We start from the raw sequence: 15,839 nt of genomic DNA, 5'->3' as shown, positions 1-15,839 counted from the left end.
ACGTTTGACGCCCTGACATCCTGCGCCTGCCGGGACCGTTCCGATGGCCGCTAGCTCACTTGCCAACCGGCTGTTCCTGTCGGCGACGGCGTGGCTCGTAGTGATCCTGGCCATCACCGGCGTCGTGCTGTCGTCGGTCTACAAGAACGCCACCGAGCGCGCCTTCGACCGCCGGCTCAATCTCTATCTGCGCACCCTCATCGCCGAGGTCGCGACCCCCGACGAGCCGCCGGACCGCCAGTTCCAGTCGCTGGGCGAGCCCTTGTTCGAGCTGCCGCTGTCCGGCTGGTACTGGCAGATCACGCGCACCGACACCGAGAAGCCGGAGGTGCGCTCCTCGCGCTCGCTGTGGGACAAGAAGCTGCCGAAGCTGGAGGAGCAGGGCGCCGAGCTCACCGCCGCCGGCATTCGCCTCGCCTACGTCGACGGGCCCGAGGGGCAGAATCTGCGCATGGTGGAGCGGCCGGTCGATCTCGGTGCCGACGGCAAATTCCTCGTCAGCGTCGCCGGCGACGATACCGAGATTTTCGACGAGACACGCAGCTTCGACTACTATCTCGGCGGCACATTCACCGCGCTCGGCATCGTGCTGCTGCTGACCACGGTGTTCCAGGTCCGCTTCGGCCTCGCGCCGCTCAAGCGCATCTCGGAATCGATCGCCGACATCCGGTCCGGGCGGGCGGAGCGGCTCGAAGGCGAATTCCCGGTCGAGATCGCGCCGCTGGCGCGCGAGACCAACGCGCTGATCGAAGCCAATCGCGAGATCGTCGAGCGTGCACGCACCCATGTCGGCAATCTCGCCCACGCGATCAAGACGCCGCTCTCGGTCATCGTCAACGAGGCCGGCGCCCACGCCGCCGAGCCGTTCGCGGCCAAGGTGATGGAGCAGGCCGACGTGATGCGCGACCAGGTCGCCCATCACCTGGAGCGCGCCCGTATCGCGGCGCGGGTTTCGGTGGTCGCGACCGTGACGGAGGTTGCGCCTGCGATCGAGGCGCTGCGGCGGACCATGGAGAAGATCCACCGCGACCGCGGCATCTTGGTCGAGGCCAAGGCCGATCCGTCGGCGAAGTTTCGCGGCGAGCGGCAGGATCTGGAGGAGATGGTCGGCAATCTCGTCGACAATGCCTGCAAATGGGCGGCCTCCCGGGTCTTCATCGAGGTCCTGGTGGAGACGGCGCGTCAGGCGGACACCGGCCCCCGGCTGCGGATCCTCGTCGACGACGACGGCCGCGGCCTGTCGGAGGCCGAGCGCGCCCAGGTCTCCCGGCGCGGGCAGCGGCTGGACGAGTCCAAGCCCGGCTCGGGACTTGGCCTGTCCATCGTGACCGACCTTGCCGCGCTCTATGGCGGCAGCCTGTCCCTCAGTGGCGCGCCGATCGGGGGCCTGCGCGCCGAGCTGGTCCTCCCAGGAATATAATCCCTTGTTCCCACGGGAATTTTCGGCTTGAGGACGACCAATTCGCAGAGCCAAAGGGAGCATTCGCGCCAACGTCCTCAACCGCTTCTTAAGGCGCAGCCTCCTATGATCGCGCCCGGACGCATCCACGTCCGCCATTTTACCGTGCATTACCGGGCGCATGAGCCAGACATCGATCGAGCGGCTGAGGGAATATCTCGCGCAGCTCCCGCCGCAGTCGCAGGCGCTGCTGATGCGGGAGTTCGAGCGCGCGCTCGAGCGCGGCCAGGACACGGCCGTGGCGACCCTCGTGCTCGAGCAGCTGCGCAAGATCGTCCGCAAGAGCGAATCCGACGAAGCCCCGCCGCCGCGCACCGATGATTTGTCGCGGCTGCTGTTCCAGGCGCTGGAACCGTTCCTGGTCGAGGCGGGCGCCCCGATTCGGGTCGGCCAGATCCGTCGCGCCTCGCTGCATCCGATCTGGCAATGGCTCGGCCGCGACGGCGCGCCGGACAAGGTCAACGAATTCGAGGCGGCGCTGGCGCGCATGCCGGCGGAGGCGGGAGGGCAGGTCGAGGCGCTCGCGCTTAAGCTCCAGGCCGTGGCCGCCGATGCCATCTTCGAGCTGACGGGTCCGGGCGGCGGCGACAAATCGCGCGCGCTTGCCCGTGTCGGCCCGCCCAACGTCATCGAGGATCTCTATTCGATCGGGGCGGTGCTCCAGGTCCGGGAGGCCATCGCCACCCTGAACGAGAAGCTGCCGCGCTTCCTGCGCGCCTTCGGCGAGCCCCAGATCGCCTCGGTGACGGCGGCGCTCAACATTCCCGTGCTCCAGACGCCGCAGATGCTGCCCTTCGCCCTGTCGATGGTGGCGCAGCGGATGACCGCGCCCTGGCAGATCATCCGCCTCGCCATCAAGATGGCCGCGTCCGACGACGAGATCCGCGTCGCGGCGACGCCTTATGGTGTCGCGGTCACGATGGCCCTGCACGATCTGTCCTGCGTCGCCGCGATCCTGCGCATGGACATCAAGCGCGGCCATTTCGACAACGTCGCCGACAATCTCAAGGCGCTGCATGACGGCGTGCGCGGGCTGCGCACCGAGCTCGACCTGCGCAACGATTCGACCTGGGGCAAGCAGCTGACCTCGATCCGGGCCGACATCTCCAATGCGCTGCAATCGGAGATCGACAGTGTTCCGGGCCGGGTCCGCCGCATCCTGCGCCAGCGGCCCGAGAAGGACATCCCGCCGGGGGCGCGGATCGACAGCACCGAGGTCGAGGAAACGGCGGCGCTGATCGATTTCGTCGCGACTTGCCGCAACTATGCCAGCGAGCTTGCGATCAACGAAGTGACGCTGCGCACCTATTCCGACCTCCAGCAATATGTCGAGCGCTCGACCGAGCAGCTTGTGCAATCGCTGCGCGCCGCCGATCACAAGGTCCGTACCTACCGCCAGCAGCAGGTGCAGGCAGCAATTCGCTTCTGCCAGGTGCTGTTCGGCGACGATTACGCCTCGCTGATGAGCCGCGCCGCGGAGAATGCAGCTACTGGCGAGCGCAAATCGTCGCGCGCAAGCTGATCCAAGCGCATATTTTTGTGATCACAATTTGTGGTTGACGCTGCCGGTGGCGAGCCCTACGGTCGCCGTGCAAGATTTGAAATTTCTATCTGTGGGCGCATGAAACCCGTCATCAGCTCCATCGAGATCGAGAACCGCGTCATTGTTGCCAAATATCAACGGCTGATGGTCGGGGCGAAGGTGGTGCTGGTCGAGAAGGCAAGCGGGCGGCAGCTGCCTGAGACGGTCACCAGGGTTGCATCGCCCGTTCCCGTCGGGGCGCTGCGCATCAGATTGCCTGACGCCATCGAGCCGGGAACATACTTCCTGAGGGCCTTCGACGGGCACGGCGAGAACGCCGCGCAGAGCGCGGACTTCGAGATCGGCTAAGCCGTTGGATTTCCACCGTTTCGGGACTGCGTGCGCTCGCGCCAAATTGACAATTGTCAATTGCCGCATCGTCCGGCCGTGGTGTAAAGCCAGCTATGGGCGCGGGTGGCGCGCCGCCGGAAGCTTGCCTGATGACGCTATGGTTCGTGTTCGCGCTGATGACGGTCGCGGCGATTTTCGCCGTGCTCCTGCCGCTCGGCCGCAGCGGACGCGCGCAGGATCAGAATAGCCAAAACCAGGGTAGCGAGGTCGCGGTCTACAAGGACCAGCTGGCCGAGATCGAGCGTGATCTCGCCGCGGGGCTGATCGCCGCGCCCGAAGCCGAAGCCGCGCGCATCGAGATCAGCCGCCGGCTGCTGGCCGCGGCCGGCAGCGAGCCCGCATTGGCGCCGAAATCGAACCTCAAATGGCGCCGCGCGGCGGCCGTACTGGCGCTGGCCGGGCTGCCGCTGGTTGCGATCGGCGTCTACATGCCGCTCGGCTCGCCGCTGTTGCGCGACTTTCCGCTGGCGCAGCGGGAGCGCGGGACGGGCTCTGGCATGGCGCAGTCGCTCGAGAACCTCGTCGTGCAGGTCGAGCAACATCTGGAAAAGAATCCGACCGACGGCCGCGGCTGGAACGTGCTCGCGCCGGTGCTGGAGCGGCTCGGCCGCTTCGACGATGCGGTGCGCGCCTATCGCAACTCGATCACCTACAACGGCGAGAGCGCGGAGCGAAGGTCCGACCTCGGCGAAGCGATCGCGGCTGCCGCGAGTGGCGTGGTGACTGCGGAGGCAAAGAGCGAGTTCGAGCGCGCGCATGCGCTCAACGCCGACGATCCCAAGGCGAACTACTTCCTCGGCCTTGCCGCCGAGCAGGACGGCCGCAAGGACGATGCCGCCAACATCTGGCGCGCGCTGCTGGCGAAAGCGCCCGCGGATGCGCCGTGGCGTCCCCTGGTGCAAACCTCGCTGGCGCGGGTCGGCGGCGGCAGCACGATGCCGACGCTGTCGGACGAGACGATCGCAGCGTCGAAGGACATGAATGAGGGTGATCGCAACGCGATGATCCGCGGCATGGTCGAGCGTCTCGCCACGCGCCTCAAGCAGAACGGCGACGACGTCGAGGGCTGGCTGCGCCTGGTGCGCGCCTATCTCGTGATGGGCGACCGCGACAAGGCGAAGGGCGCCTCGACCGACGCGCGCCAGGCCGTCGCCAACGACGCCGAGCGGCTGCGCCAGCTCAACGAGGGCCTCAAGACGCTCGGGCTCGACGGATGACCATAGTGGGACGAGACGGGAGAACGGATACGCCATGACCCGCAAGCAGCGACGCATGACCATCATCGGCGGCTCGCTCGCCGTGCTCGCGCTCGCGGCCGCGCTGGTGCTCAATGCACTGCGCGACTCCATCGTGTTCTTCTCGACCCCGACCATGGTCGCCGAGAAGCATGTCGCGCCGGGCAAGCGGTTTCGCCTCGGCGGGCTGGTGCAGCCCGGCTCGCTCCAGCGCGGCGACAATCTCGCGGTGACCTTCGAGGTCGCCGACGGCAGCGCCAAGCTGCCGGTCGCCTACAAGGGCATCCTGCCCGATTTGTTCCGCGAAGGGCAGGGCGTCGTTGCCGAGGGCGCGCTCGACGCCAGCGGCGTGTTCAAGGCCGACACCGTGCTCGCCAAGCATGACGAGACCTACATGCCCAAGGACGTCGCCGATGCCCTGAAGAAGCAGGGCCACTGGAAGGATGATTACGGCGCGCAAGCCTCTGGCGGCGGCAAGCCTGCGGCCACGACCGCGCAGGGCAACCTGCAGGGAGCGGTGCGGTGATCGCGGAGTCAGGACATTACGCGCTGGTGCTGGCGCTCGGCCTCGCGCTGATCCAGTCCATCGTGCCGCTGATCGGCGCGCGCCTGCGCGATGCCGCGCTGATGAACGTGGCGCGTTCCACCGCGCTGGCGCAGCTGCTGTTCGTCGGCGCCTCGTTCATCGCGCTCGTGATGCTGCACGTGACGTCGGATTTCTCCGTCGCCAACGTCTACGAGAATTCCCACTCGATGAAGCCGCTGCTCTACAAGATCACCGGCGTGTGGGGAAATCATGAAGGCTCGATGCTGCTGTGGGTGTCGATCCTGGCGCTGTTTGGCGGACTGGTCGCGGCCTTCGGCAACAACCTGCCGCTGTCTTTGCGCGCGCATGTGCTGGCCGTACAGGCCTGGATCGCCAGCGCGTTCTATCTCTTCATCCTGATGACCTCGAACCCGTTCCTGCGCATCGTCAATCCGCCGATCGAGGGACGCGATCTCAATCCGGTGCTGCAGGACATCGGTCTGGCCGTGCATCCGCCGATGCTCTATCTCGGCTATGTCGGCTTCTCGATCTCGTTCTCCTTCGCCATTGCGGCGCTGATGGAAGGACGGATCGACGCAGCCTGGGCGCGCTGGGTCCGGCCGTGGACGCTGGTCGCCTGGATCTTCCTGACGCTCGGCATCGCGATGGGCTCCTACTGGGCCTATTACGAGCTCGGCTGGGGCGGCTGGTGGTTCTGGGATCCGGTCGAGAACGCCTCGCTGATGCCCTGGCTCGCCGGCACCGCGCTGCTGCATTCGGCGCTGGTGATGGAGAAGCGCAACGCGCTGAAGGTCTGGACCATCCTTCTGTCGATCCTGACCTTCTCGCTGTCGCTGCTCGGCACCTTCCTGGTGCGCTCGGGCGTCATCACCTCCGTGCACGCTTTCGCCACCGATCCGACCCGCGGCGTGTTCATCCTCTTGATCCTCTGCCTGTTCATCGGCGGCAGCCTGTCGCTGTTCGCAGCCCGCGCGACCTCGTTGAAGCAGGGCGGGCTGTTCGCGCCGATCTCGCGCGAGGGCGCGCTGGTGCTGAACAATCTGCTACTCAGCGTGGCCTGCGCGGTCGTACTGTTCGGCACGCTCTATCCGCTGGCGATGGAAGCGCTCGACCTCAAGCTTTCGGTCGGCGCGCCCTTCTACAATCTCACCTTCGTCCCGCTATTCGCGCTGCTGCTGCTTGCCGTGCCGTTCGGGCCGATGCTGGCGTGGAAGCGCGGCGACCTGCTCGGCGTGACGCAGCGTCTGCTCGCGGCTGGTGTTGCCGGCCTCGTCGCTGTCGCCATCGCCTGGGGTTGGGCGAGCGGCGGCGCGACGCTGGCGCCGATCGCGATCGGGCTCGGCATCTTCGTCATCGCCGGCGCCGTCACCGACATCGTCGAGAGGACCGGTCTTGTGCGGTTGCCGTTCGCAACGGCGCTGCACCGGGCCCGCGGGCTGCCACGCTCGGCCTGGGGTACGGCATTCGCGCATGCCGGCCTCGGCGTCGCGCTGATCGGAATCGTTTGCGAGACCACCTGGAACAGCGAATATATCGCGACGATGAAGCAGAACGACGTCGCCCATGTCGCGGGCTACGATCTCAAGCTCGACGGCCTGTTTTCGCGCCAGGGACCGAACTACCGCGAGATGATCGCCGAGTTCAACGTCAGCCGCGACGGCGAGACGATCAGCGTCATGACGCCGTCGAAGCGCAGCTTTACAACGCGCGGCTCCTCGACCACCGAGGCGGCGCTGCTGACGCGCGGCGCGAGCCAGCTCTACGTCTCGCTCGGCGACGCCACCGCCGAGGGCGCAATCGCCGTGCGCATCTATCACAAGCCGCTGGTGCTGCTGATCTGGTGGGGACCGGTGCTGATGGCGTTCGGCGGCGTGCTGTCGCTGTCCGACCGGCGCCTGCGGGTCGGCGCGCCGAAGCCGGCGCGGGCCAAGCAGCGCCTCCAGCCCGCGGAGTGATTGTGATGCGCCGGATGATGGCCGCGTTCGTCGCCTTGATGCTGCTGGCCGTGCCGGCGGCGCATGCCGTTCAGCCCGACGAGATCATGTCGGATCCCGCGAAGGAGGCCCGCGCGCGCGAATTGTCGCGCGAGCTGCGCTGCATGGTCTGTCAGAACCAGTCGATCGACGATTCCGAGGCGCCGCTCGCGCGCGACCTGCGGCTGCTGGTGCGCGAGCGTATCGCGGCCGGCGACAGCAATTCGCAGGTGCTCGATTTTCTCGTCGCGCGCTACGGCGAGTTCGTGCTGCTCAAGCCGCGCTTCGAGCGACAGACCCTGCTGCTCTGGCTGCTCGCGCCGCTGCTGCTGATCGGCGGTGGCCTTGCGTTATGGCTGCAAATCCGCCGGCGCGCGAAGAGCGGTGCGGATCTACCAGCTCCGCCGCTCACGCCCGAGGAAGAAGCGCGGCTAGCGGCCCTGATGTCGGACGAGGCGAAGTCGCCCTGAGGCGCGTCCGGGCGAGCTGGAAAAACGCCGGGAACAACTCGCTTGCGGCTGGTCCGGGAACCGCCGTTAAGTTCCTAAAGAACCACGACTTTCGGCCTGCGATAAACTGCCGCATCCGGCTCGCCCCTCCATTACAAAAGTTTAACCCCGCCGCCAGCGCACGGTAAGGCGGAAGTCCCCATCTTCAGGTCCGTAAAGGTGCCGACATCCGGCACCAGATGGATTTCAAGGCCCTGGAGATCTCTGCATGAACGACCGTATCGACCTCTCGAACCTTCCGTCCTACCGGCAGTCGCGCCGGTCGGTGTTTTCCGCGCGCAAGATCGCGCTGATGGCCTCGGTCGTCGCCGGCCTCGGCGCTGCCGTTTACGGCTTCAGCCCGTCGGTGTCGCCCGCCGACCTGTTCTCCAGCCCGGCGCATGCGCAGGTCAACAACGAGGTCCGGAAGGTCGAGCGTCCGGTCGGCTTCGCCGACATCGTCGAGCGCGTGAAGCCCTCGGTGATCTCGGTGAAGGTCAACATCAAGGAGAAGACCGCGAGCAACGATGATGGCGACGACGCACAGTCGCCGTTCCAGCCGGGCTCGCCGATGGAGCGCTTCTTCCGCCGCTTCGGCGGTCCGGACGGCGTTCCCGGTCTGAAGGGTGGCGGCCGTGGCCGCGTCGTGCAGGGCCAGGGCTCCGGCTTCTTCATCTCGGCTGACGGCTATGCCGTGACCAACAACCACGTCGTCGACGGCGCCGACAAGGTCGAGGTCACGACCGATGACGGCAAGACCTACACCGCCAAGGTGATCGGCACCGACCAGCGCACCGACCTCGCTCTGATCAAGGTCGAGGGCGGCTCCAACTTCCCGTTCGCCAAGCTTGCCGACAGCAAGCCGCGGATCGGCGACTGGGTGCTGGCGGTCGGCAATCCCTTCGGTCTCGGCGGCACCGTGACCGCCGGCATCGTCTCGGCCAGCGGGCGCGACATCGGCAACGGTCCCTATGACGATTTCATCCAGATCGACGCGCCCGTGAACAAGGGCAATTCCGGCGGTCCGGCGTTCGACACCAACGGCGAGGTGATGGGCGTCAACACCGCGATCTACTCGCCCTCCGGCGGCAGCGTCGGCATCGCGTTCTCGATTCCCGCCAACACCGTGAAGAGCGTGGTGGCCCAGCTCAAGGACAAGGGCTCGGTCAGCCGCGGCTGGATCGGCGTGCAGATCCAGCCGGTGACCTCCGACATCGCCGACAGCCTCGGCATGAAGAAGGCCGAAGGCGCGCTGGTGGCCGAGCCGCAGGCGAACGGTCCGGCGGCCAAGGCCGGCATCGAATCCGGCGACGTCATCACCGCGGTCAACGGCGAGTCCGTCAAGGATGCCCGTGAGCTTGCCCGCACCATCGGCGGCATGGCGCCCGGCGCGACCGTGAAGCTCAACGTGCTGCACAAGGGCCAGGACAAGGTCGTGAACCTCACGCTCGGCCAGCTGCCGAACACGGTCGAAGCCAAGGCCGACATTGACAATGACAGCGGCAAGGGCGCGACCAAGGGTACCGACGTGCCCAAGCTCGGCATGACCGTCGCCCCCGCCAACTCCGTAGCCGGCGCCGGCAAGGAAGGCGTCGTCGTCACCGAAGTCGACCCGAAGAGCGCCGCGGCCGAACGCGGCTTCAAGGAAGGCGACGTGATCCTCGAGGTCGGCGGCAAGAGCGTGGCCACCGCCGGCGAAGTCCGCGACGCCATCAACGCGGCGCGGACCGACAACAAGAACAGCGTCCTGATGCGCGTGAAGAGCGGCGGCCAGTCGCGCTTCGTCGCCGTGCCCATCGCCAAGGGCTGAGACCTCAGGAGGCTTACGAGATGAAGGGTGTCGTCGGCATCGGTCGCCCCCGCCGCCGGCGCCCTTCGGGGGAGCAGCGCAACGTTTGCTTCCCCTGTCTACCTTCCGGTGGAATTACGCCCCCCTCCGTCGGAAGGCCTAGGGCGGTGAAGTCCCCCCAGCTTCACCGCCCGCCTTTTTCTCGGTTCGAGACCGTCCCACTCGGCTTGCATGCGATTGCCGCTCGCGCCATGTTTAGAGAAGGTTGACCTCCTTGACCGCCGCCGAACGCACGATGCGCCTCCTCATCATCGAAGACGACCGCGAATCCGCCGATTACCTCGTGAAGGCGTTTCGCGAAGTCGGACATATTGCCGATCACGCCGCCGACGGCGAGGAAGGCCTCGCCATGGCCGAGAACGGCGATTACGACGTGCTGGTGGTCGATCGCATGCTGCCCAAGCGCGACGGCCTGTCGGTGATCGGCGCGCTGCGCGACAAGGACAACACCACGCCGGTCTTGATTCTCTCCGCGCTCGGACAGGTCGACGATCGCATCAAGGGCCTGCGCGCCGGCGGCGACGACTACCTGCCGAAGCCCTATTCCTTCGCCGAGCTGCTGGCCCGGGTCGAGGTGCTGTCGCGCCGCCGCGGCGGACCTGCCGAGGACACGCTCTATCGTGTCGGCGATCTCGAGCTCGACCGGCTGTCCCACCGCGTCGCCCGCGGCAAGGACGAGCTGACGCTCCAGCCGCGCGAGTTCCGGCTGCTCGAATATCTGATGAAGCATGCCGGCCAGGTGGTGACGCGCACCATGCTGCTGGAGAACGTCTGGGACTATCATTTCGATCCGCAGACCAACGTGATCGACGTGCACATCTCGCGGTTGCGCTCCAAGATCGACAAGGGTTTTGAGCGGCCGCTGCTGCACACGATCCGCGGCGCCGGATACATGATCCGTGACGGCATTCGGTAAACTCATCCGCACCACGGCGTTCCGGCTGACGCTGGTCTATCTGCTGCTGTTCGCGATGTTCGCGGCCTCGCTGCTCGGCTATTTCGCCTGGAACACGCGGCGGCTGATCACCGAAGAGATCACGCAGACGGTGAATGCCGAGACCTCGGAGATCAACGAGATCTACGGCCGTCGCGGCCTGTTCTACGTCGCGCGTGCAATCGAGTACCGGGCGTTGCGGCCTGGCGCCAATCTCTACCTCGTAACCTCGCCCACCGGCCAGGCGATCGCCGGCAATGTCGGCTCGCTGGCGCCGGGTGTGATGGCGACCATCGGCTGGTCCGAGACCGCCTACCGGCGGATCGAGGACGCCGATGACCGCGATCATCGCGCGCTGGTGCGCGTCACCGAGCTGGAAAACGGCTTCCGGCTTCTGATCGGCCGCGATCTCGCCGAGCGGCGGCGCCTGTTCGGCATCGTCGCCAAGGCCGCGCAATGGTCGATCCTGATCGTGGTCGTGCTCGGCCTCGGCGGCGGCATTTTCGTCGCGCGCCGCGTGCTCACCCGCATCGACGCCATGACCGGCACGGCCCAGCGCATCATGACCGGCGATCTCGGCGGGCGCCTGCCGGTCGGACGCAGCGGCGACGAGCTCGATCGCCTGGCCGAAAACCTCAACGCGATGCTGGAGCGGATCGAGGCGTTGATGGCGGGGCTGAAGGAAGTCTCCGACAACATCGCCCACGACCTCAAGACGCCGCTGACGCGCATGCGCAATCGCGCTGAGGAGGCGCTGGCGAAATCGGGCTGCGAGGCCGATTACCGCGCCGCGCTGGAGCGGACCATCGAGGAATCCGACGGGCTGATCCGCACCTTCAACGCGCTGCTGATGATCGCGCGCGCCGAGTCCGGCCAGGCGCGCGGCAACATGGATGATTTCGACGCGGCCGAAGTCGCCGGCGGCATCCACGAGCTCTACGAGCCGCTGGCCGAGGACGACGGCATGACCCTGAAGGTGAAGGCCGATCCGACGCCGGTTCACGGCAACCGCGAACTGATCAGTCAGGCGCTCGCCAATCTGGTCGAGAACGCGATCAAATATGGCAAGCCGGTCGCGCAGGCGGCGGGAACCGTGGTCAGCATGGATTCTCGGCAGATCACGATCGAGGCGAAGCGCGAAGGCGACCAGGTGCTGCTCAGCGTCACCGATCGCGGCCCCGGCATCCCCGAGGCTGACCGCAAGCATGTCGTCGAGCGATTCGTGCGGCTGGAGGCCAGTCGCACGCTGCCGGGCTCCGGCCTCGGCCTCAGCCTCGCCGCCGCGGTTGCGACGCTTCATGGCGGCGAATTGCGGCTGGGCGATGCCAATCCCGGCCTCGTCGCCACGCTGGTGCTGCCGTCGCGCGCGGGCGCGGGCGACAGGGTTGCCCCTCCGCTGCCGGATGTGCCACAGAAGGTGGCATGAACCACTCCGCGCCGGGAAACGCGGACAAGACTGGTGTGAGCCTCGCGACCCGTTTCGCGGAGGCTCCCCATATTGCCGCTTCCGCAACCGACGAACGACGTTTTGAGAGCTGGCTGGCGGAACTTGAGCCGGCACAATCGGCCCGTATCGAGGGCTTGCTGAGCCATCCCTTCGCGCGGGATATCCTGGCCGGCATCGCGGAATTCTCGCCCTATCTGTTCGATCTGGTGCGCGCCGATGCACCGCGCCTGATCCGCCTGCTCGGATGCGATCCGGATGCGCATCTTCCCGCGCTGATCGCGGAGGCGAGGGGCGCAGTGCTCGCGGCGGGCGACGAAGCCGAGGTGATGCGTCTGCTCCGCCGCATGAAGGCGGAAGCGGCTCTGCTGACCGCGCTGTGCGACATCGGCGGGGTCTGGCCGGTGATGCGGGTGACGGCGGCGCTGACCGACGTCGCCGTGTCCTCGGTGCAGGCGGCGCTCCAGTACCTGCTGCGGCAGGAAGCCGCACGTGGCAAGCTCTCACCACCCAATCCGGAAGCTCCCGAGGAAGGCTGCGGCCTGATCGTGCTCGCGATGGGCAAGATGGGGGCGGGCGAGCTGAACTATTCCAGCGACATCGATCTCATCGTGTTCTTCGATCCCGAAGCCACGACGCTCGCGCCGGACATCGAGCCGCAGCCGTTCTTCGTCCGCGTGACGCAAGGCATGGCGCGCATCCTTCAGCAGCGCACCTATGACGGCTACGTCTTCCGCGTCGATCTGCGCCTGCGCCCGGATCCGTCCTCGACCCAGGTGGCGATCTCGCGCGACGCCGCGCTGAATTACTACGAGCGGGAAGGGCGCACCTGGGAGCGCGCCGCGATGATCAAGGCGCGCGCCTGTGCCGGCGATCCCAAGGCGGGCGAGGCGCTGCTGGCCGAGATCTCGCCGTTCGTCTGGCGCAAGCATCTCGACTTCGCCGCGCTTGCCGACGTGCACGACATGAAGCGGCAGATGCAGACCTATCGCGGCCAGAGCGAGATCGCGGTCGAGGGGCACAACGTCAAGGTCGGCCGCGGCGGCATCCGCGAGATCGAGTTCTTCGCGCAGACGCAGCAGCTGATCGCGGGCGGCCGCCATCGCGAATTGCGGGTGCGGCCGACGCTCGCCGCGCTCGACATTCTCGCCTCCAGCAACTGGATCACGTCGGCTGCGCGCGACGAGCTGACCACGGCCTACGAATTCCTGCGCCGGGTCGAGCATCGCCTCCAGATGATCGCCGACGAGCAGACCCATGCGCTGCCCGACGACAAGGAGGCGGTCGATCGTTTTGCGCGCTTCTTCGGCTATCCGGATCGCGAAGCCTTCGCGCGCGATCTGCTACGCCAGCTCGAGATCGTGCAGGGGCATTACGAAAAACTGTTCGAGGGCGACGATCCGACCGGCACCGCAAAGCTGCCGGCGCTCGACTACAGCGCAGGTCCCGATGATCCGCGCCTGCTGCAATATCTGTCCTCGCTCGGCTTCAAGACGCCTGCCGCCGTCGCGCAGACCGTGCGCGACTGGATTACCGGCGATTATCGCGTGTTCCGCAACGATCAGACGCGAGGCGCTTTCGTCGAGTTCGTGCCGGCCCTGATCGAGGGGCTCGCCCATGCCGAGGAGCCGGATCGCGCCGTCGTGGCGTTCGACCAATTCCTCCAGGCGCTCCAGCGCGGCGGCCGGCTGATCACGCTGCTCGGCCAGAACCGCGATCTCGTCGCGCTCGTGGCCCTGGTGCTGGGCGCAGCGCCCCGGCTCGGTGAGATGCTGGCGCGGAAGCCGCAGCTCATGGACGGCCTGATCGATCCGCGTTTCTTCGGCGCCATGCCGGACAAGCAGGAATTGTCGGGACGGCTGGCGGCGACCGTGCAGGACGCCGGCTCATACGAGGAATTCCTCGATCGCCTGCGCCTGTTCGGGCAGGAGAGCCTGTTCCTGATCGGCACGCGCATCCTGTCCGGCACAGTCACGGCGCAGCAGGCGAGCACGGCCTTTGCCGACGTCGCCGAAGGCATCGTCCATACCGTGCACGGGCTCGTCGCCGACCGCTTCGCCGCCCAGCACGGCCGCATCAAGGATCAGGAGACCGCGATCATCGCGATGGGCCGGCTCGGCAGCCGCGAGATGACGGCCTCGTCCGATCTCGACCTGATCCTGCTCTACGATTTCGACAGCGACGAGCCGGACTCGGACGGACCGAAGTCGCTCCAGGGCGCGCATTATTTCGCCCGCTTCACCCAACGCCTGATCAGCGCCTTCACGACCCGCACCAATTACGGCGTGCTCTACGAGATCGACATGCGGCTGCGTCCCTCGGGGCGCGCTGGCCCGGTGGCCTCGAGCCTCGTCTCCTTCGCCGACTACCAGGCCAGCGAGGCCTGGACCTGGGAGCATATGGCGCTGACGCGCGCGCGCGTGGTGTCGGCTTCGCGCGAATTCCGCGAGCGGATCGAGCGCGTGATCCGCGATGTCCTGACCCGCCGCCGCGATCCCGTGATCACCGCCAACGATGTCGCCGACATGCGCCACGCCATCGCGCAGGAGAAGGGCGAGAGCGACCATTGGGATCTCAAATATGCCGCCGGTGGCATGGTCGATATCGACTTCATCGCGCAATATCTCCAGCTCGTGCACGCCCACGACAAGCCCGAGATACTCGACGTCAGTACCTTGCAGGTGCTGGACAATGCATGCCGGCTCGGGGTGCTCTCACAATCGGAGACCGAGATCCTGCGCGCCGCGGCGCGGCTCTATCACGATCTGACGCAGATCCTGCGGCTCTGCGTCAGTGACCGATTCAAGCCGGAGACCGCCGGCACCGATCTTCAACGCGTGATGGCGCGCGCCGGCGATGCGCCGGATTTCTCCGCGCTGGAGGCTCGCGTCAAGGAGACGCAGAGCGAGGTGCGGCGCGTGTTCAGGACGCTGCTGGGAGGGACGTCGTCTGCTTCAGCGCGATGATCGCCTCGCGCACGTTTGGCTCGAGCCCGATGCCGCCGTCATCGAGATGAGCGAAGATCGCGCGCTTCATCCGGGGATCCCAGAACTTCTTGATGTGCTCGGCAATCCCCGGCACGGCCTTGTCGTGGCCCTGGCTCTGGAAGAACTTGCCGATCTGGTTGGCCATGTAGATGAGGCGGTCAGGCGACGACATCGATAATCTCCTGGGCACGAAGAGCCGCGATGCGGCTCTGGTGCGTGAACACTTCAAACCCGTCGCTGCGGGCAATCGCAATCAACGTGATGCCGGCAGCCTCCGCGGTGCGCACCGCAAGCGCAGTGGGGGCGGAGACCGCGACCATGACAGGCGCGCCGATGGCGGCCGTCTTCTGCACCATCTCGACCGAGACACGGCTCGTCATCAGCACCATGCCGGCGCTGGCGTCGGTCCGGCTCCGCGCCAGCGATCCCGCGAGCTTGTCCAGCGCATTGTGGCGGCCGACGTCTTCGCGCAGGGCCGCAATGCCGTTTGCCGGCGACCAGAACGCTGCGGCATGGACCGCGCGGGTCTGCATGTTGATCGATTGCAGGGGAGCGATCGCCTGCATCGCGGTCATGATCTGCTGCGGCGTGAAGATGGTCCCCTGCGGCACCACGGCCGCAGGCCGCACCGCTTCGGCAATCGACTCGATGCCGCAGATGCCGCAGCCGGTCGGGCCCGCGATGTGGCGGCGGCGCTCGCTGATCCGCGCGGCGTCGTCTGACGCCAGCCACATGCGCAGCTCGATACCGTCGTCGAGGCGAACCACGTCGAGCGACTTGATGTCGTCGACCGACTTGATGATGCCTTCGTCCAGGCTGAAGCCGACGGCAAAATCCTCGAGGTTCTGCGGCGTGCCCATCATGACGGCATAGGTGCCGCCATTATAGGTCAGCGCCAGCGGCGTCTCCTCCGGGATCAGCCGTGCGCCCTCGGACGTGACACCGTCGCGCCAGATCTCGCGGTCGATGGCCTGGACCGGCACGTGCATG

The 15,839-nt window shown here is 67.0% G+C and carries 13 protein-coding genes; 11 read left to right on the top strand and 2 right to left on the bottom strand.

Annotation, left to right across the window (positions count from 1 at the left end; translation table 11 throughout):
- Positions 1 to 43: 43 nt before the first annotated feature.
- The 11 genes from AAFG16_RS33280 (at position 44) to AAFG16_RS33230 (ending at position 14,828) form a co-directional block, all read left to right on the top strand.
- The gene (locus AAFG16_RS33280; RefSeq protein ID WP_283080690.1) at positions 44 to 1,420 is read left to right on the top strand and encodes a sensor histidine kinase; all 1,377 of its coding nucleotides are present in this window, start codon (positions 44 to 46) and stop codon (positions 1,418 to 1,420) included.
- 160 nt (positions 1,421 to 1,580) lie between these two features.
- A complete protein-coding gene (locus tag AAFG16_RS33275) occupies positions 1,581 to 2,981 on the top strand; it encodes a hypothetical protein (protein WP_342732107.1) in 1,401 nt (466 codons plus the stop codon).
- A gap of 99 nt (positions 2,982 to 3,080) precedes the next feature.
- The gene (locus tag AAFG16_RS33270) at positions 3,081 to 3,350 is read left to right on the top strand and encodes a hypothetical protein (protein ID WP_283087029.1); all 270 of its coding nucleotides are present in this window, start codon (positions 3,081 to 3,083) and stop codon (positions 3,348 to 3,350) included.
- Positions 3,351 to 3,481: 131 nt separating this feature from the next.
- A complete protein-coding gene (ccmI, locus tag AAFG16_RS33265) occupies positions 3,482 to 4,609 on the top strand; it encodes a c-type cytochrome biogenesis protein CcmI (RefSeq protein WP_342732103.1) in 1,128 nt (375 codons plus the stop codon).
- 34 nt (positions 4,610 to 4,643) lie between these two features.
- On the top strand, positions 4,644 to 5,153 hold the full coding sequence (gene ccmE / locus AAFG16_RS33260; RefSeq protein ID WP_342732101.1) for a cytochrome c maturation protein CcmE: 510 nt from the start codon (positions 4,644 to 4,646) through the stop codon (positions 5,151 to 5,153).
- Positions 5,150 to 7,129, top strand: coding sequence for a heme lyase CcmF/NrfE family subunit (locus AAFG16_RS33255; protein WP_342732099.1), 1,980 nt, complete (start codon positions 5,150 to 5,152; stop codon positions 7,127 to 7,129). The genes ccmE and AAFG16_RS33255 overlap by 4 nt, the downstream gene beginning before the upstream one ends.
- Before the next feature lie 5 nt (positions 7,130 to 7,134).
- Positions 7,135 to 7,617, top strand: a complete 483-nt coding sequence (locus AAFG16_RS33250) for a cytochrome c-type biogenesis protein (protein WP_342732097.1) — start codon at positions 7,135 to 7,137, stop codon at positions 7,615 to 7,617.
- Positions 7,618 to 7,864: 247 nt separating this feature from the next.
- Positions 7,865 to 9,445, top strand: a complete 1,581-nt coding sequence (locus AAFG16_RS33245; RefSeq protein WP_283080684.1) for a Do family serine endopeptidase — start codon at positions 7,865 to 7,867, stop codon at positions 9,443 to 9,445.
- A gap of 274 nt (positions 9,446 to 9,719) precedes the next feature.
- Positions 9,720 to 10,400: a response regulator transcription factor gene (locus AAFG16_RS33240; protein ID WP_283080683.1), complete on the top strand. Its 681-nt coding sequence runs from the start codon at positions 9,720 to 9,722 to the stop codon at positions 10,398 to 10,400.
- Positions 10,384 to 11,844 (top strand): ATP-binding protein, encoded by a 1,461-nt coding sequence (locus AAFG16_RS33235; RefSeq protein ID WP_283080682.1) that lies wholly within the window; start codon positions 10,384 to 10,386, stop codon positions 11,842 to 11,844. The genes AAFG16_RS33240 and AAFG16_RS33235 overlap by 17 nt, the downstream gene beginning before the upstream one ends.
- Entirely contained in the window at positions 11,841 to 14,828 is a 2,988-nt protein-coding gene (locus tag AAFG16_RS33230) for a bifunctional [glutamine synthetase] adenylyltransferase/[glutamine synthetase]-adenylyl-L-tyrosine phosphorylase (protein ID WP_342732094.1), read from the top strand. Before AAFG16_RS33235 ends, AAFG16_RS33230 begins: the two co-directional genes overlap by 4 nt.
- On the opposite strand, the gene AAFG16_RS33225 is transcribed toward AAFG16_RS33230, so the two are convergent.
- Positions 14,785 to 15,021, bottom strand: a complete 237-nt coding sequence (locus AAFG16_RS33225) for a formate dehydrogenase subunit delta (protein ID WP_342732092.1) — start codon at positions 15,019 to 15,021, stop codon at positions 14,785 to 14,787. The genes AAFG16_RS33230 and AAFG16_RS33225 overlap by 44 nt on opposite strands.
- Positions 15,008 to 15,838 carry a formate dehydrogenase accessory sulfurtransferase FdhD gene (gene fdhD, locus AAFG16_RS33220; RefSeq protein ID WP_342732090.1) on the bottom strand — a complete coding sequence of 277 codons (831 nt, stop codon included), beginning with the start codon at positions 15,836 to 15,838 and terminating at the stop codon, positions 15,008 to 15,010. The genes AAFG16_RS33225 and fdhD overlap by 14 nt, the downstream gene beginning before the upstream one ends.
- Position 15,839 lies beyond the last annotated feature (1 nt).

The sequence above is a fragment of the Bradyrhizobium sp. B117 genome, assembly GCF_038969555.1.
GTDB lineage: Bacteria > Pseudomonadota > Alphaproteobacteria > Rhizobiales > Xanthobacteraceae > Bradyrhizobium.
The sequence above is the reverse complement of the archived record's forward strand: the minus strand, read 5'-3'. Positions and strand labels throughout refer to the sequence as shown.

Excerpts from the sequence above, each read along its gene's own strand:
- AAFG16_RS33280 (WP_283080690.1), top strand. The coding sequence starts at position 44 with ATGGCCGCTAGCTCACTTGCCAACCGGCTGTTCCTGTCGGCGACGGCG.
- AAFG16_RS33275 (WP_342732107.1), top strand. The coding sequence starts at position 1,581 with ATGAGCCAGACATCGATCGAGCGGCTGAGGGAATATCTCGCGCAGCTC.
- AAFG16_RS33270 (WP_283087029.1), top strand. The coding sequence starts at position 3,081 with ATGAAACCCGTCATCAGCTCCATCGAGATCGAGAACCGCGTCATTGTT.
- ccmI (WP_342732103.1), top strand. The coding sequence starts at position 3,482 with ATGACGCTATGGTTCGTGTTCGCGCTGATGACGGTCGCGGCGATTTTC.
- ccmE (WP_342732101.1), top strand. The coding sequence starts at position 4,644 with ATGACCCGCAAGCAGCGACGCATGACCATCATCGGCGGCTCGCTCGCC.
- AAFG16_RS33250 (WP_342732097.1), top strand. The coding sequence starts at position 7,135 with ATGCGCCGGATGATGGCCGCGTTCGTCGCCTTGATGCTGCTGGCCGTG.
- AAFG16_RS33245 (WP_283080684.1), top strand. The coding sequence starts at position 7,865 with ATGAACGACCGTATCGACCTCTCGAACCTTCCGTCCTACCGGCAGTCG.
- AAFG16_RS33240 (WP_283080683.1), top strand. The coding sequence starts at position 9,720 with ATGCGCCTCCTCATCATCGAAGACGACCGCGAATCCGCCGATTACCTC.
- AAFG16_RS33230 (WP_342732094.1), top strand. The coding sequence starts at position 11,841 with ATGAACCACTCCGCGCCGGGAAACGCGGACAAGACTGGTGTGAGCCTC.
- AAFG16_RS33225 (WP_342732092.1), bottom strand. The coding sequence starts at position 15,021 with ATGTCGTCGCCTGACCGCCTCATCTACATGGCCAACCAGATCGGCAAG.
- fdhD (WP_342732090.1), bottom strand. The coding sequence starts at position 15,838 with ATGCACGTGCCGGTCCAGGCCATCGACCGCGAGATCTGGCGCGACGGT.